Annotated in this window: 20 protein-coding genes; 10 read left to right on the forward strand and 10 right to left on the reverse strand. The window is 64.8% G+C overall.

Annotation, left to right across the window (positions count from 1 at the left end):
• Positions 1-58 precede the first annotated feature (58 nt).
• Positions 59-3013 (forward strand): DNA ligase D, encoded by a 2955-nt coding sequence (gene ligD, locus HV711_RS13920; protein WP_035477709.1) that lies wholly within the window; start codon positions 59-61, stop codon positions 3011-3013.
• A gap of 105 nt (positions 3014-3118) precedes the next feature.
• Complete coding sequence (locus HV711_RS13925) at positions 3119-3421, forward strand: hypothetical protein (protein ID WP_013588395.1); 303 nt, start codon at positions 3119-3121, stop codon at positions 3419-3421.
• 22 nt (positions 3422-3443) lie between these two features.
• Here HV711_RS13925 and HV711_RS13930 read toward each other — a convergent pair whose 3' ends face one another.
• Positions 3444-4433 carry a LysR family transcriptional regulator gene (locus HV711_RS13930; protein WP_051223920.1) on the reverse strand — a complete coding sequence of 330 codons (990 nt, stop codon included), beginning with the start codon at positions 4431-4433 and terminating at the stop codon, positions 3444-3446.
• 156 nt (positions 4434-4589) lie between these two features.
• On the opposite strand from HV711_RS13930, the gene HV711_RS13935 reads away from it, so the two are divergent.
• Positions 4590-5606: a zinc-binding alcohol dehydrogenase family protein gene (locus HV711_RS13935; protein WP_035477726.1), complete on the forward strand. Its 1017-nt coding sequence runs from the start codon at positions 4590-4592 to the stop codon at positions 5604-5606.
• Between the two features lie 268 nt (positions 5607-5874).
• Positions 5875-6438 carry a DUF6013 family protein gene (locus HV711_RS13940; RefSeq protein WP_013588392.1) on the forward strand — a complete coding sequence of 188 codons (564 nt, stop codon included), beginning with the start codon at positions 5875-5877 and terminating at the stop codon, positions 6436-6438.
• A gap of 41 nt (positions 6439-6479) precedes the next feature.
• Here the strand turns inward: HV711_RS13940 and HV711_RS13945 are convergent, their stop codons facing one another.
• On the reverse strand, positions 6480-7286 hold the full coding sequence (locus HV711_RS13945; protein ID WP_015002652.1) for an ABC transporter permease: 807 nt from the start codon (positions 7284-7286) through the stop codon (positions 6480-6482).
• Positions 7283-7993 carry an ABC transporter ATP-binding protein gene (locus HV711_RS13950; protein WP_035477707.1) on the reverse strand — a complete coding sequence of 237 codons (711 nt, stop codon included), beginning with the start codon at positions 7991-7993 and terminating at the stop codon, positions 7283-7285. Before HV711_RS13950 ends, HV711_RS13945 begins: the two co-directional genes overlap by 4 nt.
• Before the next feature lie 178 nt (positions 7994-8171).
• On the opposite strand from HV711_RS13950, the gene HV711_RS13955 reads away from it, so the two are divergent.
• Entirely contained in the window at positions 8172-10688 is a 2517-nt protein-coding gene (locus HV711_RS13955; RefSeq protein ID WP_035477705.1) for an AsmA family protein, read from the forward strand.
• Positions 10689-10899: 211 nt separating this feature from the next.
• Here HV711_RS13955 and HV711_RS13960 read toward each other — a convergent pair whose 3' ends face one another.
• Positions 10900-11391: a hypothetical protein gene (locus tag HV711_RS13960; RefSeq protein WP_013588388.1), complete on the reverse strand. Its 492-nt coding sequence runs from the start codon at positions 11389-11391 to the stop codon at positions 10900-10902.
• 334 nt (positions 11392-11725) lie between these two features.
• Here HV711_RS13960 and HV711_RS13965 point away from each other — a divergent pair, with 334 nt between their 5' ends.
• The 3 genes from HV711_RS13965 to HV711_RS13975 all read left to right on the forward strand — a co-directional run bounded on the left by HV711_RS13965 (position 11726) and on the right by HV711_RS13975 (position 15948).
• Positions 11726-13336, forward strand: coding sequence for a sensor histidine kinase (locus HV711_RS13965; protein ID WP_035477724.1), 1611 nt, complete (start codon positions 11726-11728; stop codon positions 13334-13336).
• Positions 13337-13437: 101 nt separating this feature from the next.
• Complete coding sequence (locus tag HV711_RS13970; RefSeq protein WP_013588386.1) at positions 13438-13923, forward strand: response regulator; 486 nt, start codon at positions 13438-13440, stop codon at positions 13921-13923.
• A 51-nt stretch (positions 13924-13974) separates the two neighbouring features.
• Positions 13975-15948, forward strand: coding sequence for a hybrid sensor histidine kinase/response regulator (locus tag HV711_RS13975; protein WP_028363194.1), 1974 nt, complete (start codon positions 13975-13977; stop codon positions 15946-15948).
• A gap of 105 nt (positions 15949-16053) precedes the next feature.
• Here the strand turns inward: HV711_RS13975 and mscL are convergent, their stop codons facing one another.
• From mscL to mfd, 4 genes are all read right to left on the reverse strand, one after another.
• A complete protein-coding gene (gene mscL, locus HV711_RS13980; protein ID WP_013588384.1) occupies positions 16054-16500 on the reverse strand; it encodes a large conductance mechanosensitive channel protein MscL in 447 nt (148 codons plus the stop codon).
• Positions 16501-16627: 127 nt separating this feature from the next.
• A complete protein-coding gene (locus HV711_RS13985) occupies positions 16628-17662 on the reverse strand; it encodes a threonine/serine dehydratase family protein (RefSeq protein WP_013588383.1) in 1035 nt (344 codons plus the stop codon).
• A gap of 90 nt (positions 17663-17752) precedes the next feature.
• Positions 17753-19003 carry an acetylornithine deacetylase gene (gene argE / locus HV711_RS13990; RefSeq protein WP_013588382.1) on the reverse strand — a complete coding sequence of 417 codons (1251 nt, stop codon included), beginning with the start codon at positions 19001-19003 and terminating at the stop codon, positions 17753-17755.
• Between the two features lie 235 nt (positions 19004-19238).
• A complete protein-coding gene (mfd, locus tag HV711_RS13995; protein ID WP_035477700.1) occupies positions 19239-22721 on the reverse strand; it encodes a transcription-repair coupling factor in 3483 nt (1160 codons plus the stop codon).
• 120 nt (positions 22722-22841) lie between these two features.
• On the opposite strand from mfd, the gene ispD reads away from it, so the two are divergent.
• On the forward strand, positions 22842-23555 hold the full coding sequence (gene ispD / locus HV711_RS14000; RefSeq protein ID WP_013588380.1) for a 2-C-methyl-D-erythritol 4-phosphate cytidylyltransferase: 714 nt from the start codon (positions 22842-22844) through the stop codon (positions 23553-23555).
• 63 nt (positions 23556-23618) lie between these two features.
• A complete protein-coding gene (gene ispF / locus HV711_RS14005) occupies positions 23619-24098 on the forward strand; it encodes a 2-C-methyl-D-erythritol 2,4-cyclodiphosphate synthase (RefSeq protein ID WP_013588379.1) in 480 nt (159 codons plus the stop codon).
• An 8-nt stretch (positions 24099-24106) separates the two neighbouring features.
• Here the strand turns inward: ispF and HV711_RS14010 are convergent, their stop codons facing one another.
• A complete protein-coding gene (locus HV711_RS14010) occupies positions 24107-24637 on the reverse strand; it encodes a carboxymuconolactone decarboxylase family protein (RefSeq protein WP_013588378.1) in 531 nt (176 codons plus the stop codon).
• Between the two features lie 74 nt (positions 24638-24711).
• Positions 24712-25260: a peroxiredoxin gene (locus HV711_RS14015; protein ID WP_013588377.1), complete on the reverse strand. Its 549-nt coding sequence runs from the start codon at positions 25258-25260 to the stop codon at positions 24712-24714.
• Positions 25261-25399 lie beyond the last annotated feature (139 nt).

The following is a 25399-nucleotide window of genomic DNA, read 5'->3' on the forward strand; positions in this document are numbered from 1 at the left end:
GGCCGCCGCGCTGAAGCGCCACCGCCATCGCCCACATGAATCCGATGGAACCCGCGTCATGAACGACAGACTCGACCTCTACAACCGCAAGCGCCGCTTCGACGAAACGCCGGAGCCCGCAGGCACCCGTCCGGCGAAGAAGCGCGGCAGCCGCGGCGCGGCGCGCCACGAAGCCGACGCGGGCCTGTCGTATGTCATTCAGGAGCATCACGCGCGGCGTCTGCACTACGACTTCCGGCTCGAACTGAACGGCGCGCTGCTGTCATGGGCGGTGCCGAAAGGGCCGTGTCTGGATCCTTCAGTGAAGCGGCTTGCCGTGCATGTGGAGGACCATCCCGTGGAATACGGCTCGTTCGAAGGGGAGATCCCGCCTGGCAACTACGGCGCGGGCACGGTCATCGTATGGGATCGCGGCACGTGGGAGCCGGTCGGCGGTGCGGCCGCAGCACCGCGCGCTTACCGCGCCGGCAAGCTCAAATTCTACCTGCACGGCGAGAAGCTGCACGGCGGCTGGACGCTCGTGCGCAGCCACATGCGCGGCGACGCGGACAAGGAGCAGTGGCTGCTCATCAAGGAGCGCGATGACGAAGCGCGCGACGAGAGCGAATACGACATCCTCGAACAACGGCCAGGCAGTGTGCTGAGCGGCCAGGCAGCGCCTGCCGCGCAAGGACAACGCGGCAAGCAGGCGGCCGCGGGCAAAACCAGGGCAGCGTCGGTGCGCGGCGATCCAAAGCGCCCGGACATTGTCGCCACGCGCAGCAGCGAGTCGCTGCGCGAACTGGCCGCGTCGCCCGCGATAGAAGGCGCGGTGAAGGCGAAACTGCCCGCCGCGCTCAAGCCGCAACTCGCCACGCTCGTCGATGCCACGCCGCCCGGCGACGACTGGTCGTATGAAATCAAGTTCGACGGCTATCGCGTGCTGGCCCGCATCGACGCAAGCGCGAAAGCGCATCAGGTGCAGGTGTTCACGCGCGCGGGCAACGACTGGACGGCGAAATTCGGCAAGCAGGTCAAGGCGTTCGGGCAGCTCGGGCTCGACAGCGCGTGGCTTGACGGCGAAGCGGTCGTGCTCGACGAGAACGGCGTGCCGAATTTCCAGGCACTGCAAAACGCCTTCGATTCCAACCGTCCGCAAGACATCGTCGTGTATCTGTTCGACGTGCCGTTTTTGAACGGCTACGACTTGCGCGGCGTGCCGCTGCAGCAGCGCCGCGCGCTTCTGCGTGCGCTGCTCGAACCGGTCGACGACAGCGTGCTGCGCTTTTCGAACGACTTCGAGTTCAGCGCCGAGGACCTCCTGAAAAGCGCCTGCGACATGGCGCTCGAAGGCATCATCGGCAAGCGGCGCGACAGCGGCTATATGTCCGGCCGCTCGGCCACGTGGATCAAACTGAAGTGCCGGCGGCGCCAGGAGTTCGTGATCGGCGGCTATTCGGAGCCGTCGGGCAGCCGCGCGGCGTTCGGCGCGCTGCTGCTCGGCGTGCATGACAGCAAGCGCAAACTGCAGTATGCCGGCCGTGTCGGCACCGGCTTCGACGCCGCGTTGCTGCGCTCGGTGAAGAAGGAACTCGATGCGCACGAAACGAAGCGCATGCCGTTCGCGAGCGTGCCTCGCGAGCGCAGCCGCACGCCGGTGCATTGGGTCGAGCCGGTGCTCGTCGCGGAATGCAATTTCGCCGAATGGACGAGTGAGGGCATCGTGCGGCAGGCGTCGTTCGTGAGTCTGCGCAAAGACAAGCCGGCGCGCCAGATCGTCAAGGAAGCACCACGCAAAGGGGACGACGTGCAACAGCAAACCGATATCGAAGCCGGCGCGGCGCCGAAAAAACGCGCCGCGCGCGGCGGGGCGGCAGCAGGCGAGGGCGATGCCGGCTCGCGGAGCGCGGGCAACAAGAGCGCCGCGAAAGGAACCAGCAAGGCAACCGCGAAAGCAGCGGAAAAGGAAACGGGGGATAAGCAGGCGAAAGCCAGGGCTCAAGCCGAGGCGCAACCTGCGGCTAAAACCGCCGCTAAAGCTGCCGCTAAAACCGCATCCAAGTCCGGCGGCTCACCGAAACGCACCGCGGCCGGCGAAACCGCGAGCCCACCCGCCACGTCCCACGCGAACAAATCCTCGTCGCCGACGGAAGTCGCAGGTGTCCGCATATCGCATCCGGACCGCGTGATCGACAAAAGCACCGGTGCGCGCAAGATCGATCTCGTGCAGTACTACGAATCGGTTGCGCCATGGATGTTGGCGCATCTGGTCGACCGGCCTGTGTCGCTCGTGCGTGCGCCGGAGGACATCGGCGGCGAGCTGTTCTTTCAGAAGCACACGCAGAAGCTCTCGATCCCCAACATCACGCAGCACCCCGGGCTCGACCCCGGGCATCCGCCGCTTCTCACCGTGGACAGCGCGAAGGCGCTCGTCGGCGCGGCGCAAATGGGCACGATCGAATTTCATACCTGGAACGGCGTGGCGTCGAATATCGAGAAGCCCGACCGCGTCGTGTTCGACCTGGACCCCGATCCGTCGCTCGGCTGGGACAGGATGATCGAGGCCGCGCTGCTCACGCGCTCGCTGCTGGAAGAACTCGACCTCACGTCGTTCTGCAAGACGAGCGGCGGCAAGGGCTTGCACGTCGTCGTGCCGCTGTCGAAGCACGCGGGCTGGGACGAAGTGAAGGACTTCTCGCAGGCCGTCGCGCAGCACATGGCGAGTACGCTGCCCAAATACTTCAGCGCGAAGATGGGCGCGCAGAACCGCAAGCAGAAAATTTTCGTCGACTATTTGCGCAATAACCGCGGCTCCAGCACCGTCGCTGCGTTTTCGGCGCGGGCGCGGCCGGGACTCGGCGTGTCGGTGCCGCTCGCATGGGACGAAGTCGCACAGACCACCGGCGGCGCTCAATGGAATATCGAGAACCTGCATGAGCGCCTCGCTGAGCTGAAGAGCGACCCATGGGCCGACTATCCGAAGACGCGGCAGCGCATTACGGCGGCCATGAGAAAGCGTTTGAGCGGCGCGTAGCCGAATGTCGCCAACTGTCGCTGAAACCTGACCCGGTCACGCCGAGCCTCGCGGCCAGCCATCCGCCGCATCGTTTCAGATCTATTCGCGGACCAAGGAGCACCTATGAAGAGCACACCGCAATCGTCGGACGGCGCGAAAGAAGCCAACCCGCACGCGCCGAAGGATCCGCACTCGCTGCAGGAAACAGCCGCGCCGCTGCCGCATGAGAACGACCAGAACGCGCAGGCGCAGAGCGACGAAAATCCGCGGCGCGTCGGCAAACAGGCGCATCGCGACGTCGAGCGCGGTCTGCAGGACACCGACCGGCGCGGTGGCGGCGAGTACCAGGAGAAGACGCAGAACGACGCGCACGCCGACGTCAATTCGGACAGCAAATCGTCCGGCGCGAAGGGCGGCAAACGCTGAGTCGCGCCGCTCTGCGCACGGCTCACGCCGGCGGGACGTCCCAATAAGGCGGGTCGCCGAAATGGCCGGCCAGAAAATCGATGAAGGCGAGCGTTTTCGGCGGCACGAACGCGCGGCTCGGATACACGGCCCAGATCGCCACCTTTTCCGCGAGCGGGTAGCTGTCGAGCACGCTGACAAGCTCCCCGCTGCGCAGAAACGGCGCGACGTCCCATGTCGACTTGAGCGCGATGCCGAAGCCGGCGAGCAGCGCGTCGCGGATCACTTCGCCATTGTCGGTCACGATGCGCCCGCTCACGCGCACGTCGAGCGGGCCGGCCGGCGTTTCAAAGGCCCAGTCGCGCTGGTCCGACAGAATCATGCACTCGTGCTGCGTGAGGTCTGACGGATGACGCGGCGTGCCGCGCTCCGCGAGGTAGGAAGGCGCCGCGCACAACACGCGCCGGTTCACTGCAAGCCGTCGTGCAACCAGCGACGAATCCTTCAGCACGCCGACCCGGATTGCCACGTCGATACCTGCATCGACGAGATCGATCACCTGGTCGGTCAGCCGCAGATCGACGCTTACGCCAGGATAACGGCGCAAAAATTCGCTGATGACAGGCGACACGTGCTGCCTTCCGAACGACGACGGCATCGACACCCGCAAGCGGCCTTGCGGCTCCGCCTGGGCGCGGCCCACCGACGCGCGCGCCGCGGCCGCCGCGTCGAGCAGCGCCTCGGCGCGGGTCATGAACACTTCGCCGTCCTGCGTGAGACTGATGCGGCGCGTGGTTCGGTGCAGGAGGCGCGCGCCGAGCAGCTTCTCCAGATGCGCGAGGCGCGAACTCGCGACCGCCGCCGACAGCCCGAACTCCCGTCCCGCCGCCGACACATTCGCGAGCAGCGCGGCCCGCACGAAAAGGGCGACGTCTAGCAGATCGAGGCGTTCGCGCTCGCGGGCGGCGGGGCGCGGCGAGGGCGGCGAGGGTGGTTGGGGCAGCTCGGCCGACGGCGAAGCGGGAAGGTCCATTCTTCGTAAAACCAAAAAGATGTTTTAGTTATTATGCCGCTTTTATCGCAGGAAGAGGCGGCTTACGATCACGTCGACGAATCGGCGGCAGGCGCGATTTCAGCCTATGCCGCCGTTCCCGGAATCTCTCTGAACGAAACAAGGAGCATGTCACTGATGAAAGCTGTCGGCCTCTATCGCTATCTGCCTGTCGACCACGAAGAAGCGCTCATCGACGTCGAAATTCCGAAGCCGCAAGCCACCGGTCGCGACCTGCTGGTCAAGGTCGAGGCCATCTCCGTCAATCCGGTCGACACGAAAGTGCGCGCCCCGAAGGACACGGTCGAGCAGCAGCCGCGCGTGCTCGGTTGGGACGCCGCCGGCACCGTTGTCGCGGTCGGTCCGGAGGTGACGCTTTTCAAGGTCGGCGATCCTGTGTTTTATGCGGGCAGCATTACGCGGCCGGGCGCCAATAGCGAGTTCCATCTCGTCGACGAGCGGATTGCCGGGCGCAAGCCCGCGGCGCTCGATTTCGCGCACGCGGCCGCCTTGCCGCTGACCGCGATCACCGCGTGGGAGGCCTTGTTCGACCGCCTTGGCGTGTCGCCGCAGGGCGCGCACGAAGGCCGCACGGTGCTGATTGTCGGCGGCGCGGGCGGCGTCGGGTCGATCGGCATTCAGCTCGCCAAACAGCTCGCGAAGCTCCAGGTGATCGCCACCGCGTCGCGCCCCGAGTCGGCGAAATGGGCGACGGAGCTGGGCGCGGATCATATCGTCGATCACTTCGGCGACATGCCGGCGCAATTGAAAAAGCTCGGCATCGAGCAGGTGGACTATGTGCTGATCTTCAACGACACCGACCGGAATTTCCCGGCAGCCGCCGAGCTCGTCAAGCCGCAGGGCGGTATCTGCACGATCGTCGAGAACAGTCAGCCGGTGCCGGTCGAATTACTGAAGGCGAAGAGCGCCGCGTTTCACTGGGAGTTCATGTTCACGCGTTCGATGTTCGGCACGCCCGACATGGTCGAACAGCACAAGCTGCTGACCGAGGTGGCCCGTCTCGTCGATGCCGGCACTTTGCGCACGACAGTGGGGCAGAACCTCGGCGCGATCAATGCGGCCAACCTGCGCCGCGCGCATCGTCTGCTCGAAGAAGGACGCGCGATCGGCAAGCTGGTGCTGAGCGGCTTCTGATGCACGGCTTCTGATGCACGGCTCCAACGCACGGCTCCAATGCGCGGCCTTTTATACGCGGCTCCTGATAAAACGCGGCAGCGCAAGCGGGGTAACACCCGATGCCGCGCGAGCGCGCGCCGCAGCGCTTGGCGGTAGACTGGTGACGCATCATGCTAAAACGGCTGCGTGTCTCGCGTGCGCCGCCGGCTCCCGCGTGCACTACCTGGATCACGCGCGGAGGGCAGCGTTCGACAGGCACGCAGCGGCACAACAACGAGGTGACAGTATGAGCTCCAGCTTCAAACTCTCCGCCGTTCCAGTTGTCGCTTCTCTCGCTTGCGCGCTTTCTTGCGGCATGCTCGCGCCGGCCGCCTACGCGGCCACGCCGATCACGGTGACGTCGCAATCCGCGCTCGACGGTCCGATTCGCTACACGGTCCGCGTCACATCGAAACAGTTCGGCAATTCGCAGGAAACCCGCACGATCCGCTCGGGGCAGTCGGACGACTTCACGTGGAAAACCGTGCCACCGGGCGGTGCCGTTCCCGCGAGCGATGCGTGCCCGAACTACGCGTCTTTGCCGCTCGATTCGAATGGCGCAATGATTCGCCAGACGCAGATACGGCTTGCGCCCGTCGTCGGCGAAGATGGGACGGCGACCGTGCAGTTGAGCTTTCAGGCGCACAAGCCGGACGGCACGAAGACGGTCACGGCGGGCGGCAAATCGATCAAGTGTCCGAACGATGTCAGCGTGAGCCAGGTGCTGCGTTTCACCATGCCGGTGAACGGCAGCACCAAAACGCTGACCCTTAGCGACGGCACCACGGTCGCGATCAGCGCCAAACGCTAAAACGGCTCCCGCTTTGCACCGCCGATAAAAGCCCGCGCGGTTCAGCGCCGCGCGGCACCTCGCTCGAGAAGCCGCGCCGACAAAAAGCGGTGTTCCGCCGAAAAGAGCCGCCGGTAGGTAAGCAGCACCGCGCCCACGGTTCCGAGTGCCGACGAAGCGGCGATCAGGAACATGATCACGATCTGATAACGCACCGCCTGCAGCGGCGACTGGCCCGCCAGCACCTGGCCTGTCATCATGCCGGGCAGGCTCACCACGCCGACCACGGCCATCTGGTTGAGCGTCGGCATCATGCCGGCGCGCACGGCCTGACGCGCGGGCGCCTGCGCGGCTTCCCAGCGGGTCGCGCCGAGCGCGAGCGCCATGTCCACGCGGTCGCGCCGCGCGGTGAGTTCCTCGGTCATGCGCTCGATGCCGAGCGAGACGCCCGTAAGCGTATTGCCGAGGATCATGCCGAGAATCGGAATCGCATACTGCGGCTCATACCAAGGGCGAATGCGGATCACGACAAAAAGCCCGACCGCGGCCACCAGCCACGAACTGACCCAGATCGACAGCACGCTGTCCGCGCGTTGTCCCGCGTAGGTGCGGCTGCCGCGCTGCGCGCCCGCGAAGCCCGCAATCAGCGTCATCAGGATCATCAACGGCAGCACGACGAACCAGTGGTCATAGCGGAAGACCCAGCCGAGCACATAGCCGATGGCGAGCAGCTGCACGACGGTGCGCACGGCGGCCCACGCAAGCTTGCGTTCCAGATCGAGCTTGAGCGCGACCGATACCGCGCCGTTCACGACGATCAGCAACGCGGCGATCGCGACGTCCCAGAGACTCAGGTTTTGCAGGGTCATCGGCTGGATGCTCCGGGGGGGCAGACGACGGCGGGCTCGTCGAGCGTGCCGGCCCGCATCGTCAGATGGCGCTCGCTCATGCGCGCGGCCTGCGCCGGATCGTGCGACACCCAGATCGAAGCACGCGCGTCGGGCGCCGCATCGAACCAGGCGCGCACGAGCTCTTCGATCGCGCGTGACGACTCGGGGTCGAGCGAAGCAGTGGGTTCGTCGAGCAGCAGCACTTCCGGGGCGAGTTGCAGCACGCGGATGAGCGCCGTAATCTGCGCTTCGCCGCCCGACAGCTCGCTTGCGCGCTTGTCGAGGAAGTCGCTGCCGCGGCCCGCCTGCGCGGCGAGACTCGCCGCGTGGCCGCGCTCGAAGCGCACGTCGCGATAGGCGCGCAGCTCGAACGGATAACGCAGATTGTCTTCGACGGTGCCGTCGATCAGCGCGGGCCGCTGCCGGATATACGCGACGCTGCGCCGGTAGCGCGGAATCGCCGCGCGGGCGATACGCGCGCCGTGCCACCGGATGCATCCGGCATCGAGCGGATCGAGGAGCGCGAGCGCGCGCAGGAACACGCTTTTGCCGGAGCCCGACGGACCGGTGATGGCGACGCGGTCGCCCACGTGGAGCGCGAACTGCGTGGGCTGCAATAGCGTCTCGCCGCGCAGCGCGTCGCGCCGGACGATGCCGTCGGCAAGAACGAGGGGAACGTCGGTCATGGCAAAGAATGGGCGCAGCCCGCGTTGAGCGATGCAGCATGATAAAGGCAGGGCGCGCGACGTGTGCCGCGGTGCGCAAGTGACGCGCCTTCACGCAGGCGCAGCATTAAGCGTACGCTCATGAGCGGGCACAAAATCTGCTGGACTGCCCATAACCAGAAAAGCGCGGGAGCGTTGAATGGCAGGGTCGGGCACAATCGGAAGACGGGTCGGCAAAGTCGCCGCATGGATCGTGGCGATCATCGTCATTCTCGTGGTTGCGCTCACGGTTTTCATCCTGACGTTCGACTGGAACCGCGCGCGGCCCTATGTCAACGACAAGGTCACGCAGGCTATCGGCAGGCAGTTCACGATCAACGGCGATCTGAAAGTCGGCTTTCGTCATGCCGTCGGCGAGACGGGCTGGAAAAGCTGGGTGCCTTGGCCGCGCTTCTCGGCGGCGAACATCACGATTGCCAACCCGGACTGGGCCAAGCGCCCGCAGTTCGCGACCCTCGACGAAATCGATTTCCAGGTGAAGGTGCTGCCGCTCCTCGCGCACGACATCGTCATTCCCGCGATCAACCTCGTGAATCCTTCCGTCGATCTCGAACGCATGGCGGATGGCCGCAACACCTGGACCTTTCAGCTGCCCCAATCGAAAAAGCCGTCGGAGTGGAAGCTGCAGCTGCATGACATTGTGTTCGCGAAAGGCAACATCGCGCTCTCGGACGAACAGAAAAAGGTCGACGCGCAGATCGTGGTCGATACGCTCGGCAAGCCGATCCCGATCGGCGAGGCGATGAAGCAGCAGGAAGACGCGTCGCGCAAGGCATCGGCGGAAGCGGTAGGCAAGGAGGGCGCGAAGAAGTTGAGCGCCCAGGCCGAGGCGCAGGCGGCCTCCGCCGCGTCGGCTGCGTCTGCCGCGGCGGCGTCCGGGGCGTCGGCTACCGACATCCATGCTTCCGGCACCACGGCGGCCACGGGCGCGTCGGGTGGACTCGTCGCCGGCGGTTCGAAGGGCGCGAGCGCGGCTGAGCGGGCGGGCGCAAGCACTCCAGCGGTGGCGGCGGCGAGCGGTGCGAGCAGTGCCAGGGATGCCAGCGCGGCGCGCGGCGGCCCGCGCGATATTCCGCCGTATGCGATCGGCTGGACCTTGAAAGGCACGTACAACAGGACGCCGGTTTCAGGCAGCGGCAAGGTGGGCGGCGTGCTGGCGCTGCAGGACGCGACCCGGCCGTTTCCCGTGCAGGCGGACGTGAAGGCCGGCGACCTGCACGTGGGCCTCGTCGGCACTATCACCGACCCCGCGCATCTTGCCGCTGTCGATCTGCGCCTGTGGGTGCAAGGCAGCAGCATGGCGAAGCTCTATTCGCTCACGGGCGTGACCTTGCCCGACACGCCGCCTTATGCCACGGAAGGACGTCTCGTCGGCCAGTTCAAGACAAGCGGCAACGTTTTCAAGTATGAAAACTTTACAGGCCGCGTGGGCGGCAGCGACCTCAATGGTTCGCTGACGTACACGGCCCGTCGACCGCGCCCGCTGCTGCAGGGCGAACTCGAGTCGCGCCTGCTGCAGTTCTCCGATCTTGCGCCGGTGATTGGCGCGGACTCGAACGCGAGCAAGGCAAAGCGCGGCGATGCGGCAAGGCAGCCTGCCGACAAGGCGTTGCCGGTCGAGGAGTTCCGCACCGACCGCTGGAAGGCGATCGACGCCGACGTGAAGTTCACCGGCCGGCGCATCATCAAGAACGTCAATCTGCCGATCAGCGACCTGTACACGCACATTGTGATGACCGACGGCGTGCTGTCGCTGGAGCCGCTCAAGTTCGGCGTGGCCGGCGGCACGCTCGCGTCCGACATTCACCTCGACGGCAGCGGCGCGCCGCTCAAAGCGCGCTTTGCGACCGCCGCGCGGCATCTCAAGCTGAAGCAGCTGTTCCCGAACTTCAAGACCATGCAGAACGCGCTCGGCGAAATCAACGGCGACGCCTCGCTCACGGCGACAGGCAATTCGCCGGCTGCGCTCGCGGCCACTTCCAACGGCGAGGTGAAGGCGCTCGTGACCGAGGGCACGGTGAGCCGTTTGCTGATGGAAGCCGCAGGGCTCAACGTCGCGAACGTCGTGTATGAAAAGCTCTTCGGCAATCGCGACGTGAAGATCAACTGCGCGGCCGCCGACTTCGTCGCGACCAACGGCGTGCTGGAGTCGCGTGTGTTCGCGCTCGATACCGACGACGCCGTAATCGACATCGACGGCACCGTCAACCTGCGCGACGAGACGATGGACCTCGGCGTGCATCCGCATACGAAAGGCTTCAGGGTCTTCTCGCTGCGCTCGCCGCTGTATGCGAAGGGCACTTTCAAGAACCCGCATGTCGGCGTGAACGCCGCCGCGCTCGCCTTGCGAGGCGGCGCGGCAGTCGGCCTCGGTCTTATCAATCCGTTTGCGGCGCTGCTGCCGCTGCTCGCGCCGAGCAACAACAAGCCGTTGCCGTGCGCGCAACTGCTGTCGCAGGTGCGGCAGGCGCCGAAGGCGCCGCCGCCGGGCATGAAGCAGCCGCCCAAGTCCGCGATTTCGCTCGAGGGCGCGCCGGTCAACAAGCGTTCGTCGGATGGCGCCGCGGGTGCGTCCGCCGCTTCGGCGCCCGCACCCGCGCAACGCAAGGCGGCACCGGCGTCGCCCACGAGCGCAGCCGAGTACAAGGGAAGCTGAGGCGCTTTCCTGTTTCCGCTGACAACTGTTGAGGGGGAATTCGGCGGCGAGCTTTCTTTCTTCTTTCTGTTGCGGTTCAGCGTGCCTTCGACATTACGCCGATGTCGAAAGCAACTGACTCATTGGCGCGAACGAATCGTGCGAACGAATTTCGGCACCGAGGCGCCGCCCAATGCGCTCCCATGCGCCGCCGGTGGAAAACGCAAGTCGCCTAGCGCAACGAGCGTGGCGTTGCGTCGCCTGCTGCGTCCTGCCGGCGCACGCCGCGACGCGCACCCACGCGTGTCGCGCCGAACTCGGCCAGGATTTTGCCGCGCGCACGGCTGGCAAATACCAGGAACCCGAAGCCATCGGCTTCATACCAATAGCCGCCGTTCTCGAGACCGTCGAGCGGTTGTTCCAATGCATTGGTAATGGATTCGATGCACCGCCGCCGCAGTTCCGCCGCAGCCGGATAGGGCGGATGGGCGCCGCGCACACTGCACAGAAGCACGTCGAGCCCGGGTAGCACATGGGCATACAGGACCGGCTCGTCTTGAGCGCGAGCACGTGCGATCTTGGTGTCGAGTTGACCGAAGGGCTTGAAATGCCGCAGCACCGCGAGGAACGACTCATCGCCGTCCACCTTCGCGCGTCTACGCTTTTTCGGGAAGGACATAAAAATTCGCCTGAAAAAGAATTGCAAGAAACGCAGCGTCCTCATGCGACAACTCCCGGCTTCGCGCGCCGCACGTCGATCTTTTATAGCATACGACAAGGCCGGATTCACGATGATTCGACGATCCCGCCGCCTCACCGCCTCCCGCACGAATCATGCCGAACCGCCTCGCCGCGCGCCTGAGCATTCCAGCACATCTGACTCCATCATAGACGCACGGGGCGCCGAAAAAACATCTTGTACCAATAAAAAAGTCATTTTCATGTGGGCCGGGACATTCTTGCCTCACGTTGAAATCTTGCCGATTCACGTCGATAATGGCCCGTCCGGCTGGCGCGTTCCCGCGAGTCGCCGCAGCGTGAACGACCTTCGGGCGAACATGAAATTAGTCACCAAGGGTCTGTTGCTGATCGCAGTGCCTAGCCTCGTCGAACTGGCGCTTCTCGGCGTTGTCTTCGACACGCAGGAGCAGACAGCGCAGGCCGCGCAATGGGTTACCACCAGCAAGCAGATTCTTTATCAGTCGTCGGCGCTCGTCGATCCGCTGCTGCGTCAGGCCGCCCGGGTTCGCACCGGCATGGTGACCGGCGACGCCGCGCTGCTTGACCGCCACACGGTGTGGATCGACGTGAGCGACCGTTTGTCGAAGCTCGACGCACTGGTGGCGGACACGCCGCAGCAAGTGCAGCGTGTGCAGAACATGAGACGCGCGGTCGACGCCTATCGCGCGCAGACCGTCAGGATTTCGGAGGCGTTGCACGACGGGCAGAACCCGCGGTCGCTCGCCGCGCTGGAGAGCGGGGCGCTGCCGCAGCCTATCGTCGTGTTTCGCGACGAACTCGCGGCGTTCGGCGAAGAGGCCTCGCGTCTCGATGCCGAGCGCTCGGCGGCGCTCGCGCGGCGCCGCGAGCGTCAGCAATATGCGTTGATCGCCGCCGTGATCGGCTCCATGCTGATCTGGGCCGGCACCGCAGTCGTGTTCGCGCGCAGCATCGGCCGGCGTTTCGAGGTGCTGACCGATAACGCGGAGCGCCTGGGCAACGGGCGGCCGCTCGCCGCGCGCCTGTCCGGCACGGACGAAATCGCGGCGCTGGACGCCGTGCTGCACGAGACCGGCGCGCGTCTGCGCGAGGCGGAGGCCGAGCAGGCCTCGCTCAAGCAGCGTCTCGAAGCGCGCGCGCAGGAACTCGCCGGCGTCAATGAGGAACTGCGCCAGGAGACGCAAGACAACGAAATGTTTATCTACAGCGTATCGCATGATCTGCGATCGCCGCTCGTGAACCTGCAGGGTTTCTCGAAGGAGCTGCAGGTTTCGTGCGACGAGCTGGACCGCATCGTCGTGGAAGCAGGCCTGCCGGCAGCGGAGCATAAACGGATGGCGCATATTCTCGACGGCGACGTGCGCGAATCCCTGCAATACTTGCGGGGTGCCGTTACGCAAGCGGCCGCCATCATCGAGGCGCTGCTACGCATTTCGCGTGCGGGCCGGCTCGAATATCAGTGGCAACGGGTGAGCGTCGCGCGCGTGGTGGTGCGCATCGTCGACAATCTGCAAAGCGCCATTGAGGCGCGCGGCGCGGTGGTTACCGTGCGCGATTTGCCGCCGGCCTGGGGCGACCCGGCCGCGATAGAACAGATCTTCAGCAACCTGATTGGCAATGCGTTGAATTACCTCGACCCCGCGCGCAGCGGGCGCATCGAAATCGGCGCGCTCGAACCGGAACCCGTGGAGGCGAGCGGGCCGCGCCCGCTGCGCATGCGCACCTACTACGTGCGCGATAACGGCCTCGGCATTCCGGCCGCGTATATGTCGAAGGTGTTCCGCGCGTTTCAACGTCTGCACGTGGATGTGGCGCGCGGCGACGGCGTCGGTCTGGCCGTGGTGCGGCGCACGGTGGAGCGGCATGGCGGGCGAGTGTGGGTGGAGTCCGCGGAAGGCGCGGGGTCGACCTTTTTCGTGGTGTTGCCGGAACAGCCCGCGCGTCTCTAGCTTGCGCGGGGCGAATGGAAACTTGCACTGCGTGATTCGGGCGGCACGACCTCGGCGCCGCATTGCAGGAACCGGGCGGGAACTGGGAGAACGGAGGGCATATGAGTCACGGGGAAACGGTCAGCATCGTACTGATCGAAGACGACGACGGCCATGCCACGCTCGTCGAACGCAATCTGCGCCGTGCCGGCATTTCCAATGGTTTCGTGCGCTTTCGCGATGGTCAGCAGGCGCTCGATTATTTCTTCGGCGGAGAGGCAGGCGGCGAGAGTGCGCCGGGCGCGCATCCGCAACCGGAAGATCTGAGGAATTCCGTCGTGCTGCTCGACCTGAAGATGCCGCGCGTGGACGGCTTCGAGGTGTTGCGGCGTCTGAAGGAGTCGCCGCAAACCGCACCCGTGCCCGTGATCGTGCTGACCACCACGGACGATCCGCGCGAAATTGCCCGCTGCTACGAACTGGGCTGCAATGTCTACATCACGAAGCCCGTCGAGTACGATGCATTTATAGAAGCCGTGCGCCGCCTCGGGTTTTTCCTGCAGGTGGTCAAGCTGCCGTCCGGGCATCGGTTCGCGTCGTCGTCATGACGTGCGTGAATTGGTCACATACTCTATAAAACGACTATACGAAGATTGCGCATGACCGAAGACGTGTCTCCGCAGCCGGCCGCCTCCATTCTCGTCGTCGACGACGACGAGGGTATCTTGCGGCTCGCACGCAAATCGCTCGAACGCGCCGGCTGCCGGGTCGCGGTCTGTGCGAGCGTGGAGGCTGCGCGCGAACGGCTCGCCTTAGGCGGGCTCGATCTGCTGGTGCTCGACTACCAGTTGAGCGGACCGGAAACCGGCCTCGACTTCTTTCGCCGGCTGCGCGCGGAAGGCGTGCGCATTCCAGCCATCCTCGTGACCGGTTTTACGGATGAATCGCGTGTAATCGAAGCGCTGCGCGCGGGCGTGTCCGACGTGGTGCCGAAATCCGGCGATTACCTCGATTACCTCCCCGAAGCGGTGGAGCGGGTGCTTTCGCAAGTGCGTCTGCAACGCGCGTCGGACGAAGCGCTCTTGCTGCGCGATCGCGAGCAGCATTACCGCAATCTTTCCGAAGCGCTGCCGCATCTGGTGCTGACCTGCAATGCCACGGGCGACTGTGACTTCCTCTCCAAGCAGTGGTATGACTACACGGGGCTCGCCGAAAACAGCTCGCACGGTCTCGCCTGGCTCGACGCCGTGCATCCCGAGGACCGCGAGGAAGTGCGCCGCAGCTGGCTGAAGGCGGTGGCCGGTCACGCGGGCACCTATCGGCATGAACTGCGGATTCGCCGCCATGACGGCGAATACCGCTGGTTCGACGCACGCATGGTCGCCACACGCGACAACGACGGCAACATCAGCAAATGGTTCGGCAGTTGCACGGACGTTCATTCCGAGCGCGAGGCGATGCAGGAGCGCGAACGGCTGCTCGCTTCGGAGCAGGCGGCGCGGCAGACGGCCGAAGAAGCGAACCGCGCGAAAGACCGCTTTCTCGCGATGCTGTCGCACGAACTGCGCACGCCGCTCACACCGGTGCTGGCCGGCGCGAGCGTGCTCGAAATGATTCCGGACCTGCCGGACCAGGCGCGCGCGAGCGTGCGCATGATTCGCCGCAACGTGGAACTCGAAGCGCGCCTGATCGACGATCTGCTCGACCTCACGCGCGTGGCCAACGGCAAGCTGCGCCTGTCGCTCGAAACGGTCGACGTGCACGAGGTGATCGACAGCGTGCTCGAACTTTTTCGCAGCGAAATCCAGGTGAAGCAGCAGGACGTGCACGTGCACAAGGACGCGACGCATCACTACGTGCTCGCCGACCGCGCGCGCCTGCAGCAGATGCTGTGGAACCTGATTCGCAACGCCGCCAAGTTTACGCCCGACGGCGGCCATATCTATGTGCGCACGCGCGACGAGCGCATGCACGTGCAGATTTCGGTGGAAGATACCGGCATTGGCATCGAGCCCGAACAGATCGGCAAGCTGTTCAATGCGTTCGAGCAGGGCGATCAGAAAATGACGCGGCAGTTCGGCGGCCTGGGGCTCGGTCTCGCGATCACCAAGGCGCTCACCGACGTGCATGGCGGGACCGTCACCGCGCAAAGTCCGGGCGCCCATTGCGGCGCGACGTTCACGATCACGCTGCCCACCGCGGCCGCGCCCGCGCGGACCTCGCAAGCGGTCATACCTGAGCCTGTCCATCCGGCCGGTGTACTTAACATTTTGCTGATCGAAGATCACGTCGATACCGCCGAAGTCATGGGGCAGCTCATTAGCACGCTCGGCCACGATGTGACGACCGTGGGCCGCGTGGACGACGCACTCGCAGCCACCCAGTTGCAGACTTTCGATCTGGTCATCAGCGACGTCGGCTTGCCTGACGGCACGGGCCTCGACTTCATCAAGGCGTACCGCGAGCGTTCCGACGTGCCGGCGGTCGCGCTGACCGGGTTCGGCACCGACGAAGACGTACGCCGTTGCCTTGCCGCCGGCTTCACCTCGCATTTGACGAAGCCCGTCAATTTCGCGCAGCTGGAAACGATGATCGAGAACGCGATCAATCTGAAGGCCCAGAAGGCAAGCTAGCGCGCGGCGCCTTCCGCCTTCCATGCCTGTGCATCAAGAGAAAGGCCTGTCGCGACGGTGTCGCAACAGGCCTTTTGCTTTCGACGGCGTGCCGCGAGGCTTCGCTTAGCGCGGCGAGTTTTTCAGCGAGTCGCGGATTTCACGCAGCAGCACAATGTCTTCGGGCGGCGGGGGCGGTTCCGACGGCGCGGCGTCGGCCGGTTTGCGCAGATTGTTGATGAACTTCACCATCAGGAAAATGATGAAGGCGAGGATGATGAAGTTGATGAGCACGGTAATGAACGAGCCGTAGCCGAATACCGCGACGCCCGCTGTCTGCAAGTCTTTATACGATTCGGGATTGCCTTTGAAACTGGCCGGAATGGCGCCGAGGCGAATGAATTTGTTCGAGAAATCGAGGCCGCCCGTGGCAACGCCGACCACCGGCATGATCAGGTCTTTCACGACTGAATTGACAATGGTGGAGAACGCGCCGCCGATGATCACACCGACCGCCAGATCCATCACGTTGCCCTTGAGGGCAAATTCCTTGAATTCCTTGACCATGCTCATAGGGGGTTCCTCCCGAATATCGATGACTTAATCATACCAATCTGAGACGGATAGGCCAGCCCTTCGGCCGCGAAACTGGATGGATGCGCGAGGATCGTTTCGATTCAGCGTGGCTGCAAAGCGCGAGTTAGTCCGGAAACTGCGACGCGCTGTGTCGCGCCCGTTCGATGTGCGCCGCAAAAGTGACCGGGTCGGTGTTCGTGCCGCACAGCAGAACTCCCACGCGTTTGCCCTGCAGCTTTTCGCGCAGCGGTCCGACGAGCGCAGCGGTGGCTGCCGCACACGCCGGTTCCACCGCGAGCTTCAGTTGTCCGAACAAGGTCAGCATGGCCGCGCGGAGCTGATCGTCGGAAACGGTCACGATTTCGTCGATGTGACGGCGGCACAGCTCATAGCTGTATTCCTCGGTATGCGGAGCCATCAGCGAATCGGCGATACTGTGCATGTGGCCCATCTTGACCGTGTGCTTCGCGGCGAAGCTCCTGCTCATCGCGTCGGCGCCTTCAGGCTCGACACCGAACACGTGCACGCCGGGATTCGCGAGGCGCATTGCCGTGGCCACGCCGGCCGCAAGACCGCCGCCGCCTATCGGCACGATCACCGCTTCGAGGTCGGGCGTCTGCGTGGTCCATTCGTAGCCGAGCGTGGCCGAACCGAGCACCGTGCGATAGCCGTTGAACGGATGCACGAAGTAGCGGCCTTCCTCCGCCTCGATGCGGCGCACGAGTTCGAAAGCCTCGGCGAGATCTTCGGCGAACACGATCTCCGCGCGATAGTGGCGGCACAGCGCGACCCGCGCCGGGTTGGCCGCGCGAAACAGCACGACCTTGGCGCTGATGCCGAGGCGCATCGCCGCATACGCGACCGCCACCGCATGATTGCCGCCCGACACGCAGGTGACGCCCGCGCTGCGCTGCGCTTCGTCGAGCGCGAGCAGGTTCGTGAATGCGCCGCGCGCCTTGAAACTGCCGCCCGCCTGCAGCAGCTCAAACTTGAAGTTCACCACCGTGCCTTCGAGCGACGCGAAGTCCTGCCTGTCGAAAACCGGCGTTCGCGACACCCACGGCGTCAGCGCAAAATGCTGCGCGGCGATGTCGTCGAGCGTGGGGATCGGCTCGCCGTCGATCGTATGGTCGGTGTGCTGCGGCGTGGCGGTTGACATGGCGTTGACGGAAATGGGTTGATGAAGAACGCTCGAGGCGTCTGTTCCCTGCGTCTATTTCGCGGCTTGCGCTTGACTCACGCGCCGCACTCAATGCGCCTGCGCTTCCACCGACATGCTGTGAATGAACTTGCGCAAAAAGCGCTCGCATTCCACGAGCTGATCCAGCGCGACGAACTCGTTTGCCTTGTGCGCCTGCTGGATGTCGCCGGGCCCGCACACGATGCTCGGAATCCCCGCTAGCGAAAACAGCCCGGCTTCCGTGCCATACGCGACCTTGCGCTTGTCCTGGTCCGCGGTGAGCGCGCGCACGAGCTGGGTAATGGCTGCCTGTTCGGACGAGTCGAGTCCGGGCGCCGCTGCGATCTTCGTGATCTCGATCGCGGCCGACGGATGCTCGCGCAACATTTTCGGCAGCAGCGTTTCGCGGGCGTATTGCTCGATGCGCGCGAAAATCGGCTCGGGGTCGAGCGTGGGCAGATTGCGGAACTCGAACTGGAACTTGCATTCGGCCGGCACGGTATTGATCGCATTGCCGCCGACGATCGTGCTGGTCTGCGCGGTGGTGAAGGGCACGTCGTACAGTTCGTCGAAGGGACCTTGCTCGCGGAACCGATCGGCCATGTCGCGGATATAGCAGATGAGGCGCGCCGCATATTCGATGGCGTTCAGCCCCTTCGGCGTGAGCGACGAATGCGCCGCCTGGCCGCGCACGCAGCACTGGTAAGCGTTGATGCCCTTGTGCGCCACGATGGGCCGCATGCTGGTCGGTTCGCCGACGATGCAGCCGTCCGGCTTCACGCCGCGCTTCATCAGATCGGCGATCATGAGCGGTGCGCCGGCGCAGCCCACTTCCTCGTCGAACGACAGGGCGAAGTGAATCGGTTTGGCAAGCTTCGCACGCTGCATGTCGGGCACGAGCGCGAGCGCCGCGCCGATGAAACCCTTCATGTCGCAGGTGCCGCGGCCGTAGAGTTTATCGCCGCGAATTTCGGGCTTGAACGGGTCGCTGTCCCACTGCTGGCCGTCCACGGGCACGACGTCGGTATGGCCCGACAGGACGACGCCGCCGCTGGTTTCGCCGTCGTGCGCGGGGATCGTCGCGAAGAGGTTGGCCCATTTGCCGCTCTCGTCGTGCGTGAGCGTGGCTTCAATGCCCGCGCCGCGCAATTCGTCGCGCACGGTTTCGATCAGGCCGAGATTCGGGTTGCGGCTCACCGTGTCCATCGACACGAGACGGGTAACCCAGGGAAGCGAGACGGGCGTGACGCCGGAGGCGGAAGCGGATGAAGCGTTGGCGGATGCTGGCGAGGACTGCGCTGAATCAGCGACGTGAGACATGACGGGGCTCCGGCATTTGAGTCTTTCGATCATACCCAAAAAACGCCGTGCCGTATGCCGTCCAGTGCGCCGTCGGCATGCCGCGCTCATGTTGCGGCGCGCGCATGGCGCGCCGCAACATTGCCGAAAACGCTAGACGTCCTGCGGTTTTCTGCGTTGCCGTGGCCGTGGTCACCGTGGCGGACAACGCGCGGCCAGCGATGACGCAGCCCTATCCATGCAACCTCGCGGCCGCCTAGCGCGCCGCCGTGGCCGCCGCGGTGCCGCGGCTCGGCGAACCGAGCGCGCGCAAGGTCTCCTTCACGGTCGCAACGCGCACGGCAAGATCGGGACTGCGCGTTTCGATGCGCAGCTTGTCCTGGCCCGCCAGCTTGATGTGCTTGTGCTTTTGCACCATCTCGATGATACGCATGGCGTCGACGGGCGGATTCGGAATGAACTGCAGGCCGATCACGGCTTCGCCCGCGTCGATCTTCGAGATGCCCAACGGCTTGGCCGCGAGCCTCAGCCGATGGGTTTCCACGAGCGCCAGCGCCTGCGGCGGCAGCTTGCCGAAGCGGTCGATCAGCTCTTCCTGAATGCCGTCGATCGAATCGTTGTGCTCGCAATTCGCGAGCCGCTTGTAGAGCGACAGACGCTCCTGCACGTCGCCGCAATAGTCGGCGGGAAGAATGGCCGGTGCGTGCAGATTGATTTCGGTGGTCGCGGCGAGCGGCGCGGTCAGGTCCGGCTCCTTGCCGTCCTTCAGCGCCTTCACCGCGTCGTTGAGCATGTCCGTGTACAACTGGAAGCCGATTTCGTGAATTTCGCCTGACTGCTTGTCGCCGAGCACTTCGCCCGTGCCGCGAATTTCCAGGTCGTGCATGGCCAGATAGAAGCCCGAGCCGAGTTCCTCCATCTGCTGGATCGCTTCGAGACGGCGCTGCGCCTGCTTCGTCAATCCCTGCGGATCGTGCACGAGCAGATACGAATAGGCCTGGTGATGCGAGCGTCCCACGCGGCCGCGCAACTGATGCAGCTGCGCGAGCCCGAACTTGTCCGCGCGATGAATCAGGATCGTGTTCGCGCTCGGCACGTCGATGCCGGTTTCGATAATCGTCGTGCACAGCAGCACGTTCGCACGCTGCGCAACGAAGTCGCGCATCACGCGTTCGAGCTCGCGCTCGTGCATCTGCCCGTGCGCGACCGCGATGCGTGCTTCGGGCACGAGTGCCTCGAGCATTTGCCGGCGATTTTCGATGGTCTCTACTTCGTTGTGCAGAAAGTACACCTGGCCGCCGCGCTTCAGTTCGCGCAACATGGCTTCGCGGATCACGCTTTCTTCCTCGCGACGCACGAAGGTCTTGATCGCAAGGCGCTTTTGCGGCGCCGTCGCGATCACCGAGAAATCGCGCAGGCCTTCGAGCGCCATGCCGAGCGTGCGCGGAATCGGCGTAGCGGTGAGCGTGAGCACGTCGACCTCCGCGCGCAAGGCCTTGAGCGCCTCTTTCTGCCGCACGCCGAAGCGATGCTCCTCGTCGATGATCACGAGCCCGAGCCGCTTGAACTGCACGTCCGACGAGAGCAGCTTGTGCGTGCCGATCACAATGTCGACACTGCCTTCGTTGATCTGCTGGATCGCGGCGTTCACTTCCTTCGTCGACTTGAAGCGCGACAATTCGGCGATGCGCACCGGCCAGTCGGAGAAGCGGTCCGTGAAGGTTTGCGTGTGCTGTTCGGCGAGCAGCGTGGTGGGCGAGAGGAGCGCGACCTGCTTGCCGCCCATCACCGCGATGAACGCCGCGCGCAACGCGACCTCGGTCTTGCCGAAGCCCACGTCGCCGCACACGAGGCGATCCATCGGCTTGCCGCTCGTCATGTCGCCGATCACCGCCGCGATGGCCGCGGCCTGGTCCGGCGTTTCCTCGAAGCCGAAGCTCTCGGCGAACTTCACGTAGTCTTTCGGTTCGAGCGCGAACGCGTGACCCGAGCGCGCCGCGCGGCGCGCGTAAAGGTTCAGCAACTCGGCGGCGGTATCGCGGATCTGCTGCGCGGCCTTGCGCTTGGCCTTTTCCCATTGGCCCGAACCGAGCGAGTGCAGCGGCGCGCTTTCCGGGTCGGCGCCGCTATAACGCGAGATCACGTGCAATTGGGCGACAGGCACGTAGAGCTTGCTGTCGCCCGCGTATTCGAGGTGCAGGAACTCGGTCTCGCCTTCGCCGAGGTCCATGGTGACGAGGCCCATGTAGCGGCCGATGCCGTGCTGCGAATGCACGACCGGATCGCCGACTTTGAGCTCGGACAGATCGCGCACCATCGAGTCGACGTTGCTCGCCTGTTCCTGGCGGCGGCGCCCCGCGCGCCGCGCGAGCGGCCCGTAAAGCTCGGTCTCGGTGATGATCGCGATGCCGTCCGCCGGCACGGCAAAGCCGTTTGCAAGCGGCGCCACACCGAGCGAGAAGCGCGCGTCGCCGGTCAGCCAGTCCTGGAAGCTGTCGCTCGACGCAGGTTTCAGATGGTTGTCCGCGAGCAGTTGCAACAGCGTTTCGCGCCGGCCCGCCGATTCCGCGGCGAACAGCACGCGGTTCGGCGTGGTGTCGAGGTAAGCGCGCAACGCGGAAACCGGATCGTCCGCGTGACGGTCGATGGCGAGGTTCGGCAAAGGCGTCGACCAGCCGCCGCCCGCGTTGACCGGCAGCACGAGGCGCGCGAAGGGTTTGGCGAGCGTGAAGAAGTCCTCGTCCGTGAGAAAGAGGCGCTGCGGCTCGAGAATAGGCCGGTCGCGATCGTGCGACAGGAAGTTGTAGCGCTGCTTCGTGTCGTTGTTAAAGCGCCGGATCGCCGCGTCCAGATCGCCGACAAACGCGAGTTGCGCGCCGGGCGGCAAATAGTGGAAGAGGGTGGCCGTCTCGTCGAAGAAAAGCGGCAAATAATATTCGATGCCCGCCGACGGGACGCCATTGCCGATGTCCTTATAGATCGACGCGCGGCTCGGATCGCCCTCGAACGTCTCGCGCCAGCGGCTGCGAAACGCGGTGCGCGCGGCTTCGTCAAAGGGAAATTCGCGGCCCGGCAAGAGGCGCACGTCCTTGACCGGATAAAGGCTGCGCTGCGTGTCGGGGTCGAACGCGCGGATCGAGTCCACCTGGTCGTCGAACAGGTCGATCCGGTAGGGCAGGGGCGAGCCCATCGGATAAAGATCGAGCAGCGAGCCGCGCACGCAATATTCGCCGGGACGCACGACCTGGCTCACATGTTCGTAGCCCGCGAGCGTGAGCTGCGCCTTCAGCTTCGCCTCGTCTAGGCGTTCGCCTTGGGAGAACGAGAACGTGTAGGCGGCGAGAAACGACGCGGGCGGCATGCGGTACAGCGCCGTGGTGGCCGGCACGAGCAGGATGTCGCAGCGGCCTTCGCCGAGATCGTGCAGCGTGGCAAGACGCTCGGAAACCAGGTCCTGGTGCGGCGAAAAGGTGTCGTAAGGCAGCGTTTCCCAGTCGGGCAGAAGACGCACGCGCGCTTCGGGCGCGAAAAAGCCGATTTCCTGCGACAGGCGCTGCGCATCCACGGCGCTCTCGCACACGAGTGCGAGCAACGGCACCTTCTCGCGGTAAGCGAGATGGTAGCGGGCGATCAGCAGGGCGTCGGACGAGCCGTGCGTGCCGTCGAAGGCGAAACGCTGGCCGGCTTTGACGAGCGCGACGGGCGAGGAGTACTGCGATGATGCGGCGATATCTGGCATAGAAAAGAAAAGGCGGCCTCGGGCTCACTCGAACGGGCAAGTTTACGCGTGTCGGGGCGTGGATGCGAAGGACCTATTATAAAATCCGTCCTTTACTTTCACCTCGCGGCATCCGCACTCGTGACTTCCCGTCTATTTGCCCTGATTCCGTGCGCAGGCACCGGCAGCCGTTCCGGTGCCGCGATGCCCAAACAGTACCGCACCGTCGCCGGGCGCGACATGTTGCATTACTCGCTTGCCGCATTCGACGCCTGCAGCGAATTCGCGCAAACGCTCGTCGTGATCGCGCCGGACGACCAGCACTTCGACGCACGCCGCTTTGGCGGCCTGCGCTTTGCGGTGCGCCGCTGCGGGGGCGCATCGCGTCAGGCGTCGGTGCTTAACGGCTTGCACGCGCTCACCGAATTCAATGCGCGCGACGACGATTGGGTGCTCGTGCACGACGCCGCCCGGCCGGGCATCACGCCGGGCCTGATCCGCACCCTGACCGGCGCGCTCAAGGACGACGCGGTGGGCGGCATCATGGCCTTGCCGGTCGCGGATACCTTGAAGCGGATCGACGAGGCGTCGGCGGACAGCCGCATTGCCCGCACCGAATCGCGCGACGGCCTCTGGCAGGCCCAAACGCCGCAAATGTTTCGCATCGGCATGTTGCGCGAAGCGATCCTGCGCGCGCAGGCCGACGGCCATGACCTCACCGACGAAGCCAGCGCGATCGAATGGGCCGGCCATGCGCCGCGGCTGGTGCAAGGCAGCCTGCGCAACTTCAAGGTGACGTACCCGGAAGATTTCGATCTGGCCGAGGCGATCCTGCTGCGGCCTTCGGCCACGTAACGGTTGGGTTGTGAGTGGTTGATTTTCAGCTAACAGACTTGTGGACCTGAGGACTTGACGCAGATGGATTTCAGAATTGGACAGGGATATGACGTGCATGCGCTGGTGCCGGGGCGTCCGTTGATCATCGGCGGAGTGACGATTCCGTATGAACGCGGCCTGCTCGGCCATTCGGACGCCGACGTGCTGCTGCATGCAATCACCGACGCGCTCTTCGGCGCCGCCGCGCTCGGCGACATCGGCCGTCATTTCTCCGATACGGACGCGAAATTCGCCGGCGCCGACAGCCGCGTGCTGCTGCGCGAGTGCGTGGCACGCGTGAAGGCCGCCGGTTTTTCGATTGCGAATGTGGACAGCAGCGTGGTCGCACAGGCGCCGAAGCTCGCGCCGCATATCGAGGGCATGCGTGCGAACATTGCCGCCGACCTCGGCCTGCCCACCGAAAAAGTCAACGTCAAGGCCAAGACCAACGAGAAGCTGGGTTATCTTGGCCGCGGCGAAGGCATCGAGGCGCAAGCCGTCGTGCTGCTACTCAAGGATTGACGGGCTTTTTAGCCGGGAGCCTGCTCCGCCGCAATGCACTGCGCGGCGGCATTGATCACCGCCGCAATCCGCCCGACGTCGCGCAACTGGGTGGCACTCATGCCTTCGGCGATCAGCGTGTCGAAGTGCGATTTCACGCAGAAATGACACTTGCCGATAATCGAGGCCGCGAGCGCATACATCTCGAAGCGCCGCTTATCCACGCCGCCATGCGATGCATAGGCGTTCATGCGTAACTGCGCCGGTTGCGATTTCAGGTCCGCGTTGCCGGCCATCTCCACGTACGGATACCAGACGTTGTTCATGCCCATCAACGCGGCGGCGGTCAGGGCGCCCGTGGTTTCTTCGGGAGAGAGCACGCCCGCATTGCGGATCGCATGGACGATCGCCGTGCTTTTCGCGGCGAACGCCGCCGCGAGCGCGACGCCGACCGCGTCGTTGCCTTCTAGCGACGAGCGCGCGATCGTGCCGTCCAGATTCAGCCGGATATCTTTCGCGTAGTCGGGTACGAGCGCCTTAATGGAAGACAAGAATTCCATTGTCATCTCCTATCGGGTTGTCGATAAAAAAGCCCGCTGCTTTTTCAAGCGTGGCGGGCTCGGGCGGGCACGGCTTACAGCGTTGCGCCGCCGACTGCGCGGTTGCACGGACAGAGTTCGTCCGTTTGCAGACCGTCGAGAATCCGCAGCACTTCCTCGGGATTGCGGCCGACGTTCAGGTTGTTTACCGAAACATGCTGGATCGTATTATCCGGGTCGACGATGAACGTGGCGCGCAGCGCAACGCCTGCTTCCTTGTCGCGCACGCCGAGCTGGTCGATCAGCTCGCCCTTCACGTCGCCGAACGAGTAGTGGTTCAGCTTGCTGAGATCCTTGTGCTCGCGGCGCCAGGCGAGTTTCACGAACTCGTTGTCGACGCTGCCGCCGAGCAGCACGGCGTCGCGCTCTTCGAAGTCTTTGGCCAGCTTGGCGAACTCGACGATTTCCGTCGGGCACACGAAGGTGAAGTCCTTCGGATAGAAATAGATGATCTTCCACTTGCCCGGGAACGACTGCTCCGTGATTTCTTCGAACGCCGAGGCGCCGTTTTCCTCATGATTGTTGAAGCCAGGCTTGGCAGCGGTGACGGTGAACGCTTCGAGTTTGTCGCCAACGGTTTTCATGCGAGTGCTCCTTCGTGTGTTGGAAAAAACAGCATGTTGAGGCTACCAGCTCGTCATCACGAGCGCGTGTCAGGGTTTTAAACTATAGCTCTATTGAACTATCGGTTCAATAGTTTTTTCCTAACGAGTCGGATAGTTA

This window comes from Paraburkholderia phenoliruptrix, assembly GCF_902859825.1.
GTDB classification, from domain to species: domain Bacteria; phylum Pseudomonadota; class Gammaproteobacteria; order Burkholderiales; family Burkholderiaceae; genus Paraburkholderia; species Paraburkholderia phenoliruptrix.